Here is a 17,840-nt window from a genome sequence, read left to right on the forward strand (position 1 = left end):
TAATAGGGGGAAATGTTGATGATTAACGTCACCATTTGGAATGAATTTTTGAACGAAAAGTTGAATGATGAAGCTAAACAGATATATCCTGACGGGATACACAAAGCGTTGGCTGACGGCCTGGCAGGAGAGGGATTTGCCATTCGAACAGCTACTCTGCGTGATGATGCCGAGCATGGTTTGGGAGAAGATATCCTGAATTCCACAGATGTGCTGCTGTGGTGGGGGCATAAAGCCCACGATCAGGTGAGCGATGAAGTTACGGCGCGTGTTGTCAAGCGAGTGCAGGAAGGAATGGGCTTGATCGTGCTGCACTCAGGCCATTTTTCTAAGCCATTCAAAGCCCTAATGGGCACTAGCTGCGATCTGAAATGGAGGGTGGCAGGTGAACAGGAGATTATTTGGTCGGTGAATCCGTCACATCCCATTGCAGAAGGCATAGATGCCAAAATTTTGTTGAAGCAGGAAGAGATGTATGGCGAGTTCTTTGATATTCCAGCGCCGGATGAATTGGTATTTGTTAGTAACTTTGAAGGCGGCGAAGTATTTAGAACCGGATGTACTTTCCGCCGAGGTAGCGGTAAGATATTCTATTTCCGCCCAGGTCATGAGACCTATCCGACTTATTACCAGCCTGATATTTTGAAAGTTATCGCCAACAGCATTCGTTGGACTTCTCCGACAAATATTAACAAACCAATATATGGTAGAACTGAACCTATAAGACCTCTCGGTGGAGTGTTGGTATAATGACAATCATCACATTTTGATGAGCTGTATAATGAACAGATTGATAGGCGGAACCTCTTGGGATTCCGCCTTTTTGTATTTAACGATTTAGACATATACCTGCTGTATTGGTTTGTTGTATAATCAGTTTTGGTCATGGCAACTTTATCGGCGCAGGTATTTAATTTAAGAAGAAAGTGTTTTCTTTCGGGATAAAGTATGCTAAAATGATATATACTAACAAAAGGAAAGCTTTATCAAACCGAAATGTAAAAGAAGGTGAAAAATTTGGAGAGTCAACCGCAATGTACAAAAATGTGTCCGCGTTTTGAAACCGCCTTTTCATGTTTGGGTAAGCGTTGGAATGGATTAATTATTCAATCCATGATGAGCGGTCCTAAGCGGTTTAAGGATATTTCCAATCTGATTCCCACAATGAGTGACAAAATGTTATCAGAGCGGATGAAAGATTTGGAAAATGAAGGAATTCTTACACGTCATGTATATCCGGAAACTCCTGTCCGCATTGAATACGAGCTAACAACCAAAGGCCGTGCACTTCAGCCGGTTATGGAACAGATTCAATATTGGGCTGAGGAATGGATCAGATGAGCACCAAACTAAATAAGCGTTTCTCATAGCAAAACAGCCTTTTCCTAGGAAAAAGGCTGTTTTTTTATTTTGTGTATAGGCTACACGGCTTAATAGCCTTTGACGCGCCCCGCAACTGAGAATAATGCTGCTGTTGTACGACGGGGGACACGGGTTTGAATATCCAGCGCGGCCGAACGGAATGTACCCAAACAGGAATGGCAAAGTCTTCCTGCATAAATAGGGGAACGGCAGGATTCACAAGGATAATCAAGCTGACTGTATGTGGAGGGAAACTTGCCTGCCCTTACCCAGTCTGTGAGCAATTCCATAGGTGTGCCGGTTACATCACTGAGCTGGCGGGTATGAGTAGAAGGATGCTTCCATAGATAGTTAGAACAGCGGTCCAAGAATATATTTTCTTCCTGAATACAAGTACTACATAGGTTTCTAAGGTTTTGACGATAAACAGAACCGCATTTTGGGCAATTAGAAGTATATATCTCCATAGAAACCAGTCCTTTGTATTGATATATAGTGAAATTTAAAATTTATTAGTTACATATTACTATGACTTTATACCTATATCAATCTTTATTTATGGAGTCTTTGATCTTTAAGTGTATGTTGAAATCTGTGTTGACATTACTCTGTTACTTATGTACTATTACTTACATAAAGTTACTTAATTAATAAAATAAATTATTGATGACAAGGGGATATTATATGATTCCATCTTTATTTTTGGCCCACGGCTCACCGATGCTTGCTATTGAACAGACGGACTATACTTCATTTTTAGAGCAACTGGGGAAAAGCATTCGTCCTAAAGCGGTTGTTATCTTTACTGCTCATTGGGAAGCGCAAACGTTGACGATCAGTTCGATGGATGACGTGTACGATACCATTTATGATTTTGGCGGTTTCCCACCGGAACTGTACACGGTGAAATATCCAGCACATGGTTCTGTGGAACTGGCCAATAAGCTGGAAAAATTATATGAACAAAAGGGCATTGACGTACAAACTGACCGGGTGAGGGGACTGGATCATGGATCCTGGACATTGTTGCATCGTATGTATCCTGAGGCAGACATTCCGGTAGTTCAGATCTCTGTAAATCCATATCTTTCACCCAAAGCACAATATGCCATTGGTGAAATGCTGCGTGGACTGGGAGAACAGGATATTCTGGTCATTGGCAGTGGAGTGACTGTTCATAATCTGCGTATCGTCAAATGGGGGGAAACGAAAACAGAACCTTGGGCTATAGATTTTGATGATTGGATTATTGAAAAAGTGCAAAGTAGAGATATAGAGGCTTTGGATCATTATGAAAGCGAAGCACCGTATGCTCGTCAGGCCGTACCAAGAGCAGAGCACTTTGTACCGTTGTTTATTGCAATGGGGAGTGGCAATCCTGCAAACAAAGCCAAGGTCATCCATAGAAGCTATGAGATGGGGAATTTAAGTTATCTATGCTTACAGTTTTAAAAAGTGTGTTGCCAGAAGAAGGACTATTGTTAAAATGCTTCGCTACTGCTCCTGTATAAGTAGGGGAGTGGAAATAAATTAGGGAGTGTTATAAGCTATAATGGCTTATAACACTCCCTTTTACATAAAAAACAATTTATTATATCCGGCAAATCTCACGAGGGCACAATTCACAATGACATACGCCTTGCAGCATTTCCAAATCCTTGACAACAATCATGCCATTATCGTATTCTACTGCATTTTTCTTACGTAGATCACTAAGCATCCGGTTTACGCTTTCCCGAGTCGCACCGATCATATTAGATAAGTCAGTATGAGTAATTTTCTTATGAATCAGGATATGTTCGCCGTGAGGCTCACCATAGGTATTGCATAGACGGATGAGTGTTGAACATAGAGCACCTGGCTTGCCGTACATCATCAAATCGCGGAACTTAGTCTGAGTAATGCGGTGATGCGAACCCATCCATTTCATAAAGTCAATCGCAAAATCACAATGCTGGCAAATAAGCAGCTCCAGATCTGTATGATCGATTACGCCAATATCACTGTCTTCCAGAACCTCAGCAGAAAAGGAATGCTTAGTACCGAAAAATGGATCGGCTTGGCCAACAAGATCGCCGCTTTGATACATATATAGAATAAGTTCCTTACCCTCATCCGTTGTTTTGGTTACTTTCACGCGTCCGCGCTTAATATAAAACAGCTTATCCGCTGTATCTCCTTCCCAGAACAGATGCGAGCTTTCTGGCATAACTCGATCTTTCATCATCACTTGCAATCGGTTGAAGCTGGCCTCCGAGAAGCAACAGGTGTTGCCGCGGGCTTCCATTACATTTGTAGGGTTTCTCATCGTCCATTTCCCCTTTGTATCCTATGTTTTTTATCTGCAACTTGATCAATTCAAATTCATTATATACCTGTGCAATGAGTTTTTGGGGCAAGAAGAGGGGGTAAAAGTGGCAGAATTCCAAACTTTGTGATTTAATTCACTTCATAAAATAAAATTTTAAATAGATTGTGAAAAAAATCACAATATATCTTGAAAAGCTGTGTTACGATCAGTGCGTGAACAAGAGATAGTACACGAGATAACAGGAGGATGAGGGAAATGGCTGTTAAAAACGAGGTTATCCAAAAAGAGCAAAGCGCAGAGCAGTATATTCAAACGCTGATTGACCGGGGAAACCGGGCACAGCAAGCTTTCATGAGTATGAATCAGGAACAGATTGACGAAATCGTACAAGCTATGGCACTCGCAGGGATGGATAAACACATGTACCTGGCGAAGTTGGCTGTTGAAGAAACAGGACGCGGTGTGTACGAGGACAAAATCACCAAAAACATGTTTGCAACAGAATATATCTATCATAGTATCAAAAATGAAAAAACCGTCGGTGTCATTGAGGACAATGATTTTGACAGTTTTCAAAAGATAGCAGAGCCAGTCGGCATTATCATGGGGATCACTCCAGTGACAAACCCGACTTCGACTACGATGTTCAAAGCGTTGATTGCCATTAAAACACGTAACCCAATCATTTTCGGTTTCCATCCATCTGCTCAATCGTGTAGTGCGGAAGCAGCCCGCGTCTTGCTCGAAGCAGCTGTTAAACATGGTGCTCCAGCTGATTGTATTCAATGGATTGAAGCACCTTCGATGGATAAGACCAATGTACTGATGAACCACCCTGATGTGGCGCTGATTCTGGCAACTGGTGGATCAGGCATGGTTAAGGCGGCATATAGCTGCGGTAAACCTGCTCTGGGTGTAGGCCCAGGTAACGTGCCTTGCTTTATTGAAAAAACAGCAGACATCAAGCAGGCCGTGAACGATCTCATCCTCTCTAAATCTTTTGACAACGGTATGATTTGTGCTTCCGAGCAAGCGGTTATTATCGAAGAGCCAATCTTCGAACAAGTGAAAAAATTGATGATCGCTAACGGCTGCTATTTTGTAAATAAAGAAGAAGCAGCTAAGCTCACTCAAGGAGCTATGAATGTCGAGAAATGTGCAGTGAACCCAGCAATCGTCGGGCAGTCTGCTGTGAAAATTGCTGAAATGAGTGGTATCACAGTACCAGCAGGAACTAAAATTTTGGTCGCTGAGATTGAAGGTGTAGGAACAAAATTCCCATTGTCTGCGGAAAAATTGAGTCCTGTATTGGCTTGCTATAAAGTAAAAAATGCGGAACAAGGTATTCAGCGCGCTGCTGAAGTCGTGGAATTCGGGGGCATGGGCCACTCGTCCGCTATTCATTCGAACGATGAGGACGTTATCGCTCGCTTCGCAAACCGTCTGCAAACAGGACGTATCATTGTAAATGCACCTTCCACACATGGTGCGATTGGCGACATGTACAACACCAACCTTCCTTCGTTGACACTCGGTTGCGGTTCGTACGGTCGTAATTCGACTTCGTCGAACGTATCGGCAGTCAATTTGATTAATGTGAAAAGGGTGGCGAAACGGACGGTGAATATGCAATGGTTCAAAGTACCTTCCAAAATCTATTTTGAGAAAAACTCGACACAGTATCTTGCTAAAATGCCTGATATCACACGTGTAGCCATTATCACGGACCCTATGATGGTACAACTGGGATATGTAGATCGTGTTATTCATTATCTGCATCAACGCCAAACACCGGTAGCTATCGAAGTGTTCTCTGAAGTAGAGCCAGATCCATCGACAGTTACGGTAGAACGTGGTACAGAAATGATGAGACGTTTCCAACCGGATTGCATCATCGCACTGGGCGGCGGTTCGCCAATGGATGCGGCTAAAGGCATGTGGATGTTCTATGAATATCCAGATACTGATTTCAATAACTTAAAACAAAAATTCATGGATATCCGTAAACGGATTTACAAGTACCCACGTCTGGGCCAAAAAGCACAATTTGTAGCGATCCCTACAACCTCGGGTACAGGTTCCGAAGTTACATCGTTTGCAGTAATTACGGACAAAAACCTGGGCAACACGAAGTACCCGCTGGCTGACTATGAGTTGACTCCTGATGTGGCAATTATTGACCCAGTGTTTGTATATTCGCTGCCTAAAACAGCTGTAGCGGACACAGGTATGGACGTTCTGACACATGCTATCGAGGCTTACGTGTCCGTAATGGCTAATGACTACACAGATGGTCTGGCGATTAAAGCCATTCAATTGGTATTCCAATACCTAGAACAATCGGCTCTGACCGGTGATAAGCTGGCTCGTGAAAAAATGCATAATGCTTCCACCCTTGCTGGTATGGCGTTTGCTAATGCATTCTTGGGCATTAACCACAGTCTTGCACATAAATGGGGTGGACAATACCATACAGCGCATGGCCGCACGAATGCCATTTTGCTGCCGCACGTCATTCGCTATAATGCGAAAAAACCGACAAAATTTGCTTCGTTCCCTAAATATTCGCACTTTGTTGCGGATGAGCGTTATGCAGAAATCGCGCGCATATTGGGACTGCCTGCACGCACCACCGAAGAAGGGGTTAACAGCTTGATCGAAGCAATCCGTAAGATGAACAAAACACTTGGTATCGAGGAATCGTTCCAACAAATCGGTTTCGATGCGAAGGATTTCGAATCACGTGTAGACTATCTGGCTGACCGCGCTTTTGAAGATCAATGTACAACTGCGAATCCGAAGTTGCCGCTGGTTACGGAGTTGGCTGATGTCTATCGCAATGCCTTCTACGGACGTTTTGACCAATAATATAATAGGTACGAAGAGACTTGTGAAAAAGCATTTTCTCGTTCAATACCAATGCAGGCTCTCTATATAGAGGGCCTGTTGGTTTGGGAAGGGAGGTGAACGGCAAGGCTAAGGATATAGGCGTGAAGCTAGGGAAAATAAAGTGATAAAAATCACTCATATTGTGATTTTTATCACATACTACACTCTATCATTATTCTACAATAAGGGTGTAAGAAAGGTCCCGACACTGAGCGTAAGGCATCGGTGAACAGGCCGGGCTCAAGAAATAGCTTTATCGTGAAAAAAATCACAAGTCCGGAAGACCAAACAATTTGGAGGGATTTACATGTCGGTGATTGAGAGAGAATTACAAGAGCAACAATCTGGCTGGAGAGGTTTTAAAAAAGGCAAATGGACTAAAGAAGTCAACGTCAACGATTTTATTGAAACTAATATCTTACCTTATGTTGGCAATGAAGAATTTTTGGTTGGTCCTACCGCCAACACAACTGCATTGTGGGATATTGTATCCGATCTTACCAAAAAAGAGTTGGCAAACGGCGGCGTGCTTGATGTAGACGTGAATACGCCATCCACTATTATTTCACATAAACCGGGTTATCTAGACCGGGATAAAGAGCAAATTGTCGGTGTACAAACAGATGCTCCATTCAAACGCTCTTTGCAGCCGTTTGGTGGAATTCGGATGATGATCGACGCTTGTAAAGCCTATGGTTTTGAAGTACCAGAAAGTATCATTGATATCTTCACTCATATTCGTAAAACTCACAACCAAGGTGTATTTGACGCTTATACAGATGAAATGAGAGCAGCCCGTAAAGCTGGTATCATTACTGGTCTGCCTGATGCATACGGTCGTGGTCGTATTATCGGTGACTATCGTCGTGTAGCTTTGTATGGTGCAGACTTCTTGATCCAAGATAAAAAGCTGCAACTGAAAAGCCTTGAAGTTGATTCCATGGAAGAAGACGTAATTCGTCTGCGTGAGGAAATTTCCGAACAAATTCGTGCTTTGAATGAACTGAAACAAATGGCTGCTGAGCACGGTTTTGATATTTCAAAACCTGCTAACAATGCGAAAGAAGCTTTCCAATGGGTATATTTTGGATATCTTGCAGCAATCAAAGAACAAAATGGTGCAGCAATGTCCTTAGGACGTGTATCTTCCTTCCTTGATATTTACTCTCAACGTGATATGGAAGAGGGTACAATGACAGAAGAACAAGCTCAAGAACTGGTCGATCATTTTGTTATGAAATTGCGTATTGTTAAGTTCTTGCGCACACCTGACTATAATGAACTATTCAGTGGAGATCCAACTTGGGTTACTGAGTCCATTGGTGGTATGTCCGTAACTGGAGAAACTCGGGTAACTAAAAACAGCTTCCGTTTCCTGCACACCCTCTACAATCTGGGACCTGCACCGGAGCCGAACCTGACTGTACTTTGGTCGGAAAAATTGCCTGAAGGCTTCAAAAAATATTGTGCGAAAGTTTCTATTGAAACTAGCTCCATTCAGTACGAGAATGACGATCTGATGCGTCCAATTTATGGAGACGATTATGGTATTGCTTGTTGTGTATCGGCAATGAAAATCGGTAAGCAAATGCAATTCTTTGGTGCTCGTGCCAACTTGGCTAAAGCTCTGCTGTATGCAATTAACGGTGGTAAAGATGAAAAATCTGGCGTTCAAGTAGGGCCTGAATTCCCAGCCATTACAGGTGAAGTTCTGGATTATGAAGAAGTGTTGAGCCGCTTCAAACCTATGATGGAATGGTTGGCAAAACTGTACATGAACACTTTGAATGTTATTCACTACATGCATGATAAATATAGCTACGAACGCATTGAAATGGCGTTGCATGATCGTGATATTCTCCGTACCATGGCTTGTGGTATTGCGGGTCTGTCAGTTGCTACCGACTCCTTGAGTGCCATTAAATTTGCAAAAGTTAAACCAATCCGTAACGAAAAAGGGATTGCCGTTGACTTTGAAATCGAAGGCGAATATCCTTGCTATGGTAACAACGATGACCGTGTAGATAACATCGCTGTGGAACTGGTAGAAAGCTTCATGAGCATGATTCGCAAGCATAAAGCTTATCGTAATGCGGTTCCTACTCAATCTGTACTGACTATTACTTCCAACGTGGTGTACGGTAAGAAAACAGGTACAACACCGGATGGACGTAAAGCAGGCGAACCGTTTGCACCAGGGGCAAACCCAATGCACGGCCGTGATAAAAAAGGTGCTTTGGCATCTCTGAGTTCCGTAGCCAAATTGCCTTATGAACACAGTCTGGATGGTATCTCGAACACCTTCTCCATCGTGCCTAAAGCACTGGGTAAAGAAGAAGAAACACGTAAAACAAACCTTGTTTCGATGATGGATGGCTACTTTGGAAGCCACGCACATCATCTGAATGTCAATGTGTTTGCTCGCGAACAACTGTTGGATGCAATGGAGCACCCAGAAAACTATCCACAGCTTACGATTCGTGTTTCCGGCTATGCCGTTAACTTCATCAAGCTGACTCGTGAACAACAATTGGATGTTATTAACCGTACTTTCCACGGTACAATGTAAATAAGTATTACAATGACGCACGCATAGCGGATGCGGGAAGGATGATGCAACATGTTGAAAGGTCACATACACTCATTGGAAACCTTCGGGACCGTCGATGGTCCCGGCATCCGCTTCGTGCTCTTTATGCAAGGATGCTTGTTGAAATGTCAATATTGCCATAACCCGGACACTTGGGCCTTGAATGAAGGTAATCCGATGACGTTGGAGGAGGTATTGGCTGAGATTGAGCCGTATTTAGCCTATTACCGTTCTTCAGGAGGCGGATTGACCGTATCCGGTGGAGAACCGACGCTGCAAGCTCATTTTGTCGCAGAGCTGTTCAAAGAAGTGAAACGTCGGTGGAATTTGCACACGACACTGGACAGTAACGGATTTAATGACGCGGGCCGTATCCATGAACTGCTGGACGTAACAGACTTGGTGCTACTGGATATTAAGCATATTGACAATGACAAGCATATTAAGCTTACAGGCAAGTCTAACGACCGTATGCTGAGTACGGCTCGCTGGTTGTCTGAGCAAGGGCGCAAAATGTGGATTAGACACGTATTTGTACCGGGTATTCATGATGACGAGCAAGATTTATTGAATTTGGGACGGTTTATCGGAACGTTGAACGGAGTCGAGAAATTCGAAATTTTACCTTACCATCAAATGGGTGTTTACAAATGGGAAATGCTTGGTAAGGAGTATCCGTTGGAGGGAGTTCCATCTCCTACAGATGAAGAAGTTCAACGTGCATACCGACTCATTGAAGAGGGTCGTCTGGAGACTGCAGGAAAGAATGCTGTCTGTCGTCCATCATAATGTAAATGGCTCAAAAGCTATTTCCTAGTAATGAAGCCGCCGCCACATCAGGTCAGATGGGCGGCGGTTTTTTGTTGTTGAATTTTTTGCAGTCACAGGAGAAAGTTCCCCTTTTTTCATGATCAGCAAAATTTCCAGAAACTTTTTAACAACTGACGCGTCTAATAGTATGACTTTTTACGGGAATGATAATAATTTGGTGATAGAAGGAGACAGACAATGAATTTCAAGAAATGGACCATGCTCACCGCCCTTGCGGTAGCTCAGGTGGCCGCAGTAGCCCCTGTAGGAGCAGAAGCAGCATCAACAACCGTTCAATCCACCGATTCGGTTAGCGCACAGCAGGCTCAGGCCAATGTTGCTGATTCAGGCGTTCAGAATAGCATCGGAGATCAAGATGGAACTAGCACACAAAATGACACGGTGACACCTAATAACACAGGCGTATCCAATGATCCATTGACTGGCCTGCCTACGGATACAACCAACGGATCGAACGTTTCCAATGATGTATACGGTGGAGACGGAACGATCACCAATCCTGGTGGAGCTCCAACATCCATGGGTGCTAATCAATTGATTTTGTACTTAAACAGCGCGAAAATGGAACAAAACGGACAGGTGTACACAGCAACTCAGCCGATGACCGTGAAGGACGGAGTTTCCTATGTAGCTATCCGTTCACTTGTCAGCCGTGTCGGATTGCAGTTTAGTTATGACACTGCCACCAAAGAAACCGTAATCACACAAGGAACAAATGTCATGCGCTTCAAAACAGACAGCAAGGTTTATACGGTTAACGGTGAAGCCAGACAAATGAAGGGACCGGCTTTTCAGCAAAAGAACGTATTTATGGTGCCATTGACCTCGATTACACAGGCCTTAAATATTCCTTATACTGTGAATAATACGACTAAACAAGTTATCATGGATTTGAATCAGAAACCTAAAGCTTCCTTCACGGTTCAACAAAAAGATATCTATGCGGGCGAAACCCAAGTTACGTATTTGACGAAGGAATCTTCTCCTACAGGTCTTCCGATTGTGAACCAACGTTGGGAAGGTAAGCAGGACGTATTTCAGGAGCCGGGTACATATGTAGTTACCTATTCTGTTCTTGACTCTGCTGGGAACTGGAGTGATCCTTACTCAGTTACAATTACAGTAAGACCACCAAATCAACCGCCAGTGGCTCTGTTTACAACTGATAAAAAAGAGTACAAAATGGGTGAGAAAATCACCATTACCGACCTGAGTACAGATGATGAGAATGCTATCACTAAGCGTGATTGGGAGAATAAGAAACTTGCCTTCTTCCAACCAGGTGATGTAACAATCACACTCACCGTGACTGATAAGCACGGCGCAACAGGTACCAAAAGTGAAACAATTAAAATTACGAATGAATTGCTGTACAACGAAGATGATTTCAATAAAATCTTCACACCATATGGTGATAAATATACAGTAGACGGCAGTCAGGTGCCTACCATGGCTACCATTCCTTTGACTAGTACATCTTCTCCGCGTCTTTTGATCCGTGCTAACAGCCCGGAACGTGTATTTCAGGACGGAATTGTGTATCAGGAAACCGGATCAGGCAGCACGCGCATACTCGTCCATCATGTGAATGAAACGGGTCGAGATGTGAAAATGTACGTGATTGCGACCAACAACAATATTACTCCTGCCAACATGAATGTCGAAAATTCTGGTTTTGCTGGACCATCTGAATTTGCCACGGCTGCGGGTAAAGTCTCAATTCAACGATATTTTCAATCCATGCAGGATGGAAGCAAGCGTTCTAGCACAGTTCTAAATCCTGGCGAAAGCCGCATTATTTTAGAGGATTTGAATGCACAAAAAATCAAGCAAAAACAGGTCATATCTTTGTTATCCGATTTGTATACGGATCAACCTATTCAATACACGGTAATTGTGTTAGATGCAAATGTAGATCCGTTAACTGTGTTGCCTACTCTGGCAAAACTGCCTAAGGACGGTATTCATAACCGTGGAACGTATGCTAATTCGGATATCACGCTCAATTATACCGAAGAGGTTGGTAAAACAGCTCAACGTATCGTTCTTGGTGATAATAAGGTAGATCCGAACCTGATTGGTACGGACGGTCTGGACGGCTCTTCTGCTTCCAATGCCGGTAATTTTGGTGTTGTATATAAAGTTAAATTGGATCATGTAGCGCCGTATTCACTGATTACGTTCAACCCGCGTGGAGGCGAATATTCCGGCTATGCGATGGTAAACAATCAGGTTGTGGGTATCCCGACGAACGGCGCAGTATGGGCTCCAAATGAGATGAGTGTGCTGTATCGCACAGGGCATATCGAGGAAAGTGTAGAGATGTATTTCACTGCTGCTGCAGGAAGTAACTTGCCGGTTTCCGTAGTAGTTATGCCTTTGCCAGCTATTAAAAATTAATATGAAATAACCGGTGCTGTTTACCGGCTTAGACCTTGGGTCTCGTCATTCACCGTTTAAAAGTCGATGTCACTTGCAGAATATAGGCGTTCTCCTGCTGCGAATTTAATCGTAGCGCCGGAGAGCGTCTTTTTCTTATGTATAGATACGAATATCTCTTATAATATTGACTTTAATCGTGGTATAATAAATAGATGCAAGCCTAAGCCTGCATCAGAAAACCTGAAACTACAGACAGGGGAGGGTGAAACGCATGCTGACAAAGGATGAAATTATTGCAACAATGTCCGCTCAGGGGCTGCGTATTACAGATCAGCGCAAGACGTTGGCCACGTTATTTTCCGAGAATGAAGGGTATCTGTCCCCCAAAGACGTTTATGAATATATGGGTAAGAAGTACAGTGGACTTAGCTTTGATACGGTTTATCGTAATCTGCGTGTAATGCAGGAATTGGGTGTGCTGGAACAAGTATCTTTTGAGGATGGAATGAAGTTTAAGGTGAGCTGTAATGAGCATCATCACCATCACCATATGATTTGCTTGAGCTGTCAGAAAACATTACCGATTTCTTTTTGCCCAATGCAAATGACGGATACAACGGATCAATTCCAAATCGTCGAGCACAAGTTTGAAATTTTTGGTTATTGCAAAGATTGTCAACAGAAGAATGGGCATACTGACAGTAATTCGGATGGGGGATTCAGACAGACGAGCAGTCACACTCACAGCCACGGGGGCTACTGAAATGAAAATCACCACACGCAGAGTGGTACAGGCTCCGATTAAGTTTTATCGTTCCTATATTTCACCGTTAAAGCCGGCTACATGCCGGTTCTATCCAACGTGTTCGGCGTACGCATTGGAGGCGGTAGAGGTGCATGGTGCGCTCAAAGGTTCATGGCTTGCTGCTAAGCGTATAGCCAAGTGCCATCCCTTTCATCCGGGCGGCGTAGATTTGGTCCCTCCTGCAAAGAAGGGAACAGATAGGTCTAGCGAAGATCGTTTGGCTACCCACTCCAAGAAGGGTCTTACTTGACAGCGCTATGCGGATTTGGTTATATTTTGGTTAATATTGTTTTCCTGCGAAGGGATGAGTAGGGTAAACCGCCCAGTACAGAGAGCCGGGGTTAGCTGCAAACCGGTCTGGAGCGAAGCCTGAATATGGTCCTGGAGGAACCTTTTTCGAGCGTATTTGCCACAGTTATTAGTGCTTGGGAGGCAAGCGTAAGGGGGAGGCGTGTTCCAGCGTTAATGGGCGGTCAGATGTGACCGGTGAAGCCTGTAGTCTGCGAGGATACAGGAAAATTGGGTGGTAACGCGTGAGGTGACTCTCGTCCCATAGGGGCGGGGTCTTTTTTGTGCCCAATTTGTGCCAAATTCATGAATTGGAGTACCATCATGTCAGCAGATCTTATCGAGCTGCCGTGAACAAAACAGGAGGCAACACACATGTCCAATGAGAACACATTTTACATTACGACTCCGATCTATTATCCGAGCGACAAGCTACATATAGGTCATGCTTACACGACGGTTGCGGGAGATGCAATGGCCCGGTACAAGCGGCTACGTGGTTATGAAGTGCGCTATTTGACAGGAACGGATGAGCATGGTCAGAAGATTGAGCAGAAAGCGAGTGCAGCAGGCAAAACGCCGCAACGTTTCGTAGATGATATTGTGGCAGGTATTCAAGAACTGTGGCGGAAGCTCGACATTTCCAATGACGATTTTATCCGTACTACGGAGGAACGTCATAAGGCTGTCGTACAGGAAATTTTTGATCGTTTGCTGAAGCAAGGCGATATTTACAAGGGAGAATACGAAGGCTGGTACAGCATCCCTGACGAGACGTACTACACAGAAACTCAGCTGGTTGACGTGGTGAAGGACGCCGAAGGCAATGTGGCTGGAGGAAAAAGCCCGGATAGTGGACACCCTGTAGAACTGGTCAAGGAAGAGTGTTACTTTTTCCGTATGAGCAAGTATGCTGATCGGTTGCTGCAATTTTATGAAGAGAACCCACAGTTTATCCAGCCGGAATCACGTAAAAAAGAGATGATCAATAACTTCATCAAGCCGGGTCTGGAGGATTTGGCTGTATCACGTACTACCTTCGATTGGGGCATTAAGGTGAAGGGGGATCCGAAGCATGTCGTGTATGTGTGGATTGATGCACTTTCCAACTACATCACAGCCTTGGGTTATGGCTCTTCCAATACCGAGTTGTATGATAAATTCTGGCCTGCAAATGTGCATATCGTAGGTAAAGAGATTGTAAGGTTCCACACGATATATTGGCCGATCATGCTGATGGCGCTGGATCTTCCGTTGCCTAAAAAAGTATTTGCACATGGTTGGCTGCTCATGAAAGACGGTAAAATGTCGAAATCTAAAGGCAATGTTGTAGACCCGGTGACGTTGATTGACCGTTATGGTCTGGACCAACTTCGTTACTACTTACTGCGCGAGGTGCCTTTTGGGGCAGACGGAACATTTACACCAGAAAGTTTTGTAGATCGAGTTAATTCGGATTTGGCAAATGATCTGGGCAACTTATTGAATCGTACCGTGGCGATGGTAGATAAATATCTTGATGGCAAGGTTCCGGCTTATGAAGCGAATGTAACAGCATTCGACGGAGCTTTGGAAGACATGGCAACATCGACTTATAGCAAAGTAGAAGAAGCCATGGAAAACATGGAGTTTTCCGTGGCATTAACGGCGATTAGCCAATTTATTAGCCGCAGCAACAAGTATATTGATGAGACGCAACCATGGAATTTGGCTAAGGATGAGGCAAAACGTCGCGAATTGGCATCGGTTATGTTGCATTTGGTAGAAAGCTTGCGTATCGCTTCCATCTTACTCCAGCCATTCTTAACCCGTGCTCCTCATAAAATTTGGGAACAGCTTGGTATTAGCCAAGGTGAGCTGACTACATGGGATAGCGGTAAGCAGTTTGGTCGTATTCCGGAAGGAACGCAGCTGGTCAAAGGTAATCCGATCTTCCCGCGTCTGGATTCAGAGCAAGAGGTTGCTTTTATCGTGGAAGCAATGACTGGGGGGAAGAAACCGGAAGAAGCTACAGCACAAGTTCAACCGCAAAATGCATCTGAGGCGAGCCAGGAAGCCCCGGAGGCAAAGGAAGAGATTGGCATTGAGGATTTTGCCAAGGTAGAACTGCGCGTTGCTCAGGTCGTCGCCTGCGAGCCTGTGAAGAAGGCCGATAAACTGTTGAAGCTCCAACTTGATCTTGGTTATGAGCAGCGGCAAGTAGTATCAGGGATTGCGAAGTTTTATACGCCTGAAGATATCATTGGGCGCAAGGTGATCTGTGTGACCAATCTTAAGCCAGTAAAACTTCGGGGAGAGCTGTCGCAAGGTATGATTTTGGCAGCATCACATGGAGATCAGCTTACGCTGGCCACCGTACCGGAAGGTATGCCGAATGGTGCAGTTGTAAAGTAGTACGCTATGTAAAAATAAAAGAACGTAATGAGCGTATGTCCGGGAATCATTCTTCCTGGGCATGCGCTTTTTGGCTTGCATCATATTTTGCTCCCGCTATACGTATGTTTTAGTAGGCAGGGCTTGTTTGCTCGTGTTCATTTAAGACAGGTGGGGGGAAATGATGATGACAAATATCAACGCCGGGTTGGCGATCGTAGCCGGACTGGTTTCTTTTTTTTCACCGTGTTGTTTACCGCTGTATCCATCTTATTTATCCTATATGACAGGGATGTCTGCGCGTGAACTGGCTGAAGGACGGCACAAGGCCGAGGTTCGTTATCGTACGATGGGACATACGCTTGCTTTTGTATTGGGCTTTTCGGTCGTTTTCTATTCACTGGGTGCAAGTGTCGGGTTGCTTGGAGAATGGTTTGCCAATTATGGGGATACGCTAAGAGTGGTAGCAGGGTTACTTATTTTACTAATGGGACTGGTATCTCTTGGTGTGGTGCGTCCTTTGATTCTAATGAGGGAGCATAAGCTTCGCTGGACATGGAAGCCTGCCGGGTACGCCGGTTCCTTTGTGATCGGAATTGGGTTTGCGGCAGGCTGGTCGCCCTGTATCGGTCCCATGCTAACAGCTATTATCGCTTTGGCGGCAGTAGAGCATCACATTTGGTTCAAGCTGATTACAGGCTATGCGCTTGGCTTTGCGATTCCATTTTTTATATTAGCTTTGCTGGCAGGCTCTGTTCGACTATCCTCTCGCTATACCTCCATCCTAATCAAAACAGGTGGAATACTACTTGTTATCACTGGCATTTTACTGGTAACGGATCATATGACTGATGTAACGCTATTTTTACAACAGATTACCCCAGATTGGATGTTAGTTATGTGAAATATTCAATACGACTTAAAGGGAAATGTTCAAAAATGCGCTCTGTGATAAACTCTCGTAGTGCATTTTGCTGTTCATCGGGATAAACATATTTGTTTTGTCCCCAGCGGCCCCATTTTTTCTTGCGTTTCTCTATGTCCATCTCCAGCTTGGTTTTCGGATAACGTTTCTCGATGACAGCTTTGGATGTTTTGGTGAAGCGATGCTGAATTAATTCGAACGTCAAATCTTTTGTAGCATGCTGGGGCAAGGTTTCTCCCAATTTACGCAGCAACTCGCCGTAGCCTTCTTCCCAGCCGTCATACCAGATGATGGGTGCAATGATGAACCCCAGTGGATAACCGGCTCGTGCGATTTTGCCCGCGGCTTCAATACGTTCCTCGAAGCGTGAAGTTGCAGGTTCAAACTGTTTAATAACATAATCGGAATTAATGCTAAAGCGGATGCGAGTATGACCATTATGTTTAATATCCAGCAATGGATCAACATGATGATATTTAGTAACAAAACGCAGACGACCAAATTCCTCATCTGCCATGAAACGAATCAAGTCTCCAAGCGTTCCGGTGAAATGCTCCAAACCAACCGGATCGGAGGTACAAGCTGCTTCAAAACGGGTAATTTCAGGCGCACGCTCCTCGATATAAGCTTTAGCTGCTGATAAGATATCGTCAGTGTTGACATATACACGAATATACGGCTTTGCTCCCAAGGTTGTTTGTAAATAACAGTAGTGACAGTGCCCCATGCAACCAGTCGAAATGGGGATGGCGTATTCGGCAGAGGGCTTGGATTGGTCAAAAGTTAACGTTTTACGGATACCGACTACCAAAGTTTTTTTTGCCATTCGGTACTTTTCAACTTCAGTTTCACCTGGTAAATTGGTAATTCGGTTGTGAGAGGTAGTCATCCGATACGGAATATCCTTGGCTTTAACCCAATCCATAATACGCTGGCCCTTGGGATAATTCAGTGCGTCTGGCTCAAAAAACACCAGGTCAGGCAAAAATGGCTTGGTTCCTCTGATTTGGACAGGAGTACGCTCAAGCGTTGACATGGCTAACGCTCCTTTCGAAATAAATCCACAGTGCTCTGGTGTCCAACT

14 protein-coding genes are annotated in these 17,840 nt (G+C 44.2%); 11 read left to right on the forward strand and 3 right to left on the reverse strand.

Translation table 11 applies throughout. The features are described 5' to 3' along the window. Window positions 1-18 precede the first annotated feature (18 nt). Together C1T21_RS13765 and C1T21_RS13770 are read left to right on the forward strand one after the other, a co-directional pair. A complete protein-coding gene (locus C1T21_RS13765; protein WP_103048667.1) occupies window positions 19-750 on the forward strand; it encodes a ThuA domain-containing protein in 732 nt (243 codons plus the stop codon). A 267-nt stretch (window positions 751-1,017) separates the two neighbouring features. Further along, window positions 1,018-1,341, forward strand: a complete 324-nt coding sequence (locus C1T21_RS13770) for a winged helix-turn-helix transcriptional regulator (protein ID WP_103048668.1) — start codon at window positions 1,018-1,020, stop codon at window positions 1,339-1,341. A gap of 89 nt (window positions 1,342-1,430) precedes the next feature. On the opposite strand, the gene C1T21_RS13775 is transcribed toward C1T21_RS13770, so the two are convergent. Then, the gene (locus C1T21_RS13775) at window positions 1,431-1,730 is read right to left on the reverse strand and encodes a hypothetical protein (protein WP_246773006.1); all 300 of its coding nucleotides are present in this window, start codon (window positions 1,728-1,730) and stop codon (window positions 1,431-1,433) included. A gap of 316 nt (window positions 1,731-2,046) precedes the next feature. Here C1T21_RS13775 and C1T21_RS13780 point away from each other — a divergent pair, with 316 nt between their 5' ends. Beyond that, a complete protein-coding gene (locus C1T21_RS13780; RefSeq protein ID WP_103048670.1) occupies window positions 2,047-2,814 on the forward strand; it encodes a DODA-type extradiol aromatic ring-opening family dioxygenase in 768 nt (255 codons plus the stop codon). Between the two features lie 139 nt (window positions 2,815-2,953). Here the strand turns inward: C1T21_RS13780 and C1T21_RS13785 are convergent, their stop codons facing one another. Further along, window positions 2,954-3,670 (reverse strand): Crp/Fnr family transcriptional regulator, encoded by a 717-nt coding sequence (locus C1T21_RS13785; RefSeq protein WP_013310849.1) that lies wholly within the window; start codon window positions 3,668-3,670, stop codon window positions 2,954-2,956. Between the two features lie 258 nt (window positions 3,671-3,928). Here C1T21_RS13785 and adhE point away from each other — a divergent pair, with 258 nt between their 5' ends. The 8 genes from adhE to C1T21_RS13825 all read left to right on the forward strand — a co-directional run bounded on the left by adhE (window position 3,929) and on the right by C1T21_RS13825 (window position 16,735). Next, window positions 3,929-6,541 (forward strand): bifunctional acetaldehyde-CoA/alcohol dehydrogenase, encoded by a 2,613-nt coding sequence (gene adhE, locus C1T21_RS13790; RefSeq protein ID WP_103048671.1) that lies wholly within the window; start codon window positions 3,929-3,931, stop codon window positions 6,539-6,541. A gap of 328 nt (window positions 6,542-6,869) precedes the next feature. Continuing rightward, the gene (pflB, locus tag C1T21_RS13795; protein WP_103048672.1) at window positions 6,870-9,131 is read left to right on the forward strand and encodes a formate C-acetyltransferase; all 2,262 of its coding nucleotides are present in this window, start codon (window positions 6,870-6,872) and stop codon (window positions 9,129-9,131) included. A gap of 51 nt (window positions 9,132-9,182) precedes the next feature. Further along, the gene (gene pflA, locus C1T21_RS13800) at window positions 9,183-9,941 is read left to right on the forward strand and encodes a pyruvate formate-lyase-activating protein (protein WP_013310845.1); all 759 of its coding nucleotides are present in this window, start codon (window positions 9,183-9,185) and stop codon (window positions 9,939-9,941) included. A 219-nt stretch (window positions 9,942-10,160) separates the two neighbouring features. Beyond that, complete coding sequence (locus C1T21_RS13805; RefSeq protein ID WP_103048673.1) at window positions 10,161-12,383, forward strand: copper amine oxidase N-terminal domain-containing protein; 2,223 nt, start codon at window positions 10,161-10,163, stop codon at window positions 12,381-12,383. Window positions 12,384-12,636: 253 nt separating this feature from the next. Beyond that, window positions 12,637-13,128 carry a Fur family transcriptional regulator gene (locus C1T21_RS13810; RefSeq protein WP_013310843.1) on the forward strand — a complete coding sequence of 164 codons (492 nt, stop codon included), beginning with the start codon at window positions 12,637-12,639 and terminating at the stop codon, window positions 13,126-13,128. A 1-nt stretch (window position 13,129) separates the two neighbouring features. Further along, complete coding sequence (gene yidD, locus C1T21_RS13815; protein WP_061829057.1) at window positions 13,130-13,420, forward strand: membrane protein insertion efficiency factor YidD; 291 nt, start codon at window positions 13,130-13,132, stop codon at window positions 13,418-13,420. A 413-nt stretch (window positions 13,421-13,833) separates the two neighbouring features. Further along, window positions 13,834-15,852, forward strand: coding sequence for a methionine--tRNA ligase (metG, locus tag C1T21_RS13820; protein WP_103048674.1), 2,019 nt, complete (start codon window positions 13,834-13,836; stop codon window positions 15,850-15,852). Between the two features lie 166 nt (window positions 15,853-16,018). Beyond that, window positions 16,019-16,735 carry a cytochrome c biogenesis CcdA family protein gene (locus tag C1T21_RS13825; protein WP_180984595.1) on the forward strand — a complete coding sequence of 239 codons (717 nt, stop codon included), beginning with the start codon at window positions 16,019-16,021 and terminating at the stop codon, window positions 16,733-16,735. On the opposite strand, the gene splB is transcribed toward C1T21_RS13825, so the two are convergent. Then, window positions 16,728-17,792: a spore photoproduct lyase gene (gene splB / locus C1T21_RS13830; protein ID WP_103048676.1), complete on the reverse strand. Its 1,065-nt coding sequence runs from the start codon at window positions 17,790-17,792 to the stop codon at window positions 16,728-16,730. The genes C1T21_RS13825 and splB overlap by 8 nt on opposite strands. Window positions 17,793-17,840: the final 48 nt, after the last annotated feature.

Origin of the sequence: Paenibacillus sp. F4, from assembly GCF_002894905.1 — a bacterium.
Lineage (GTDB): Bacteria > Bacillota > Bacilli > Paenibacillales > Paenibacillaceae > Paenibacillus > Paenibacillus polymyxa_B.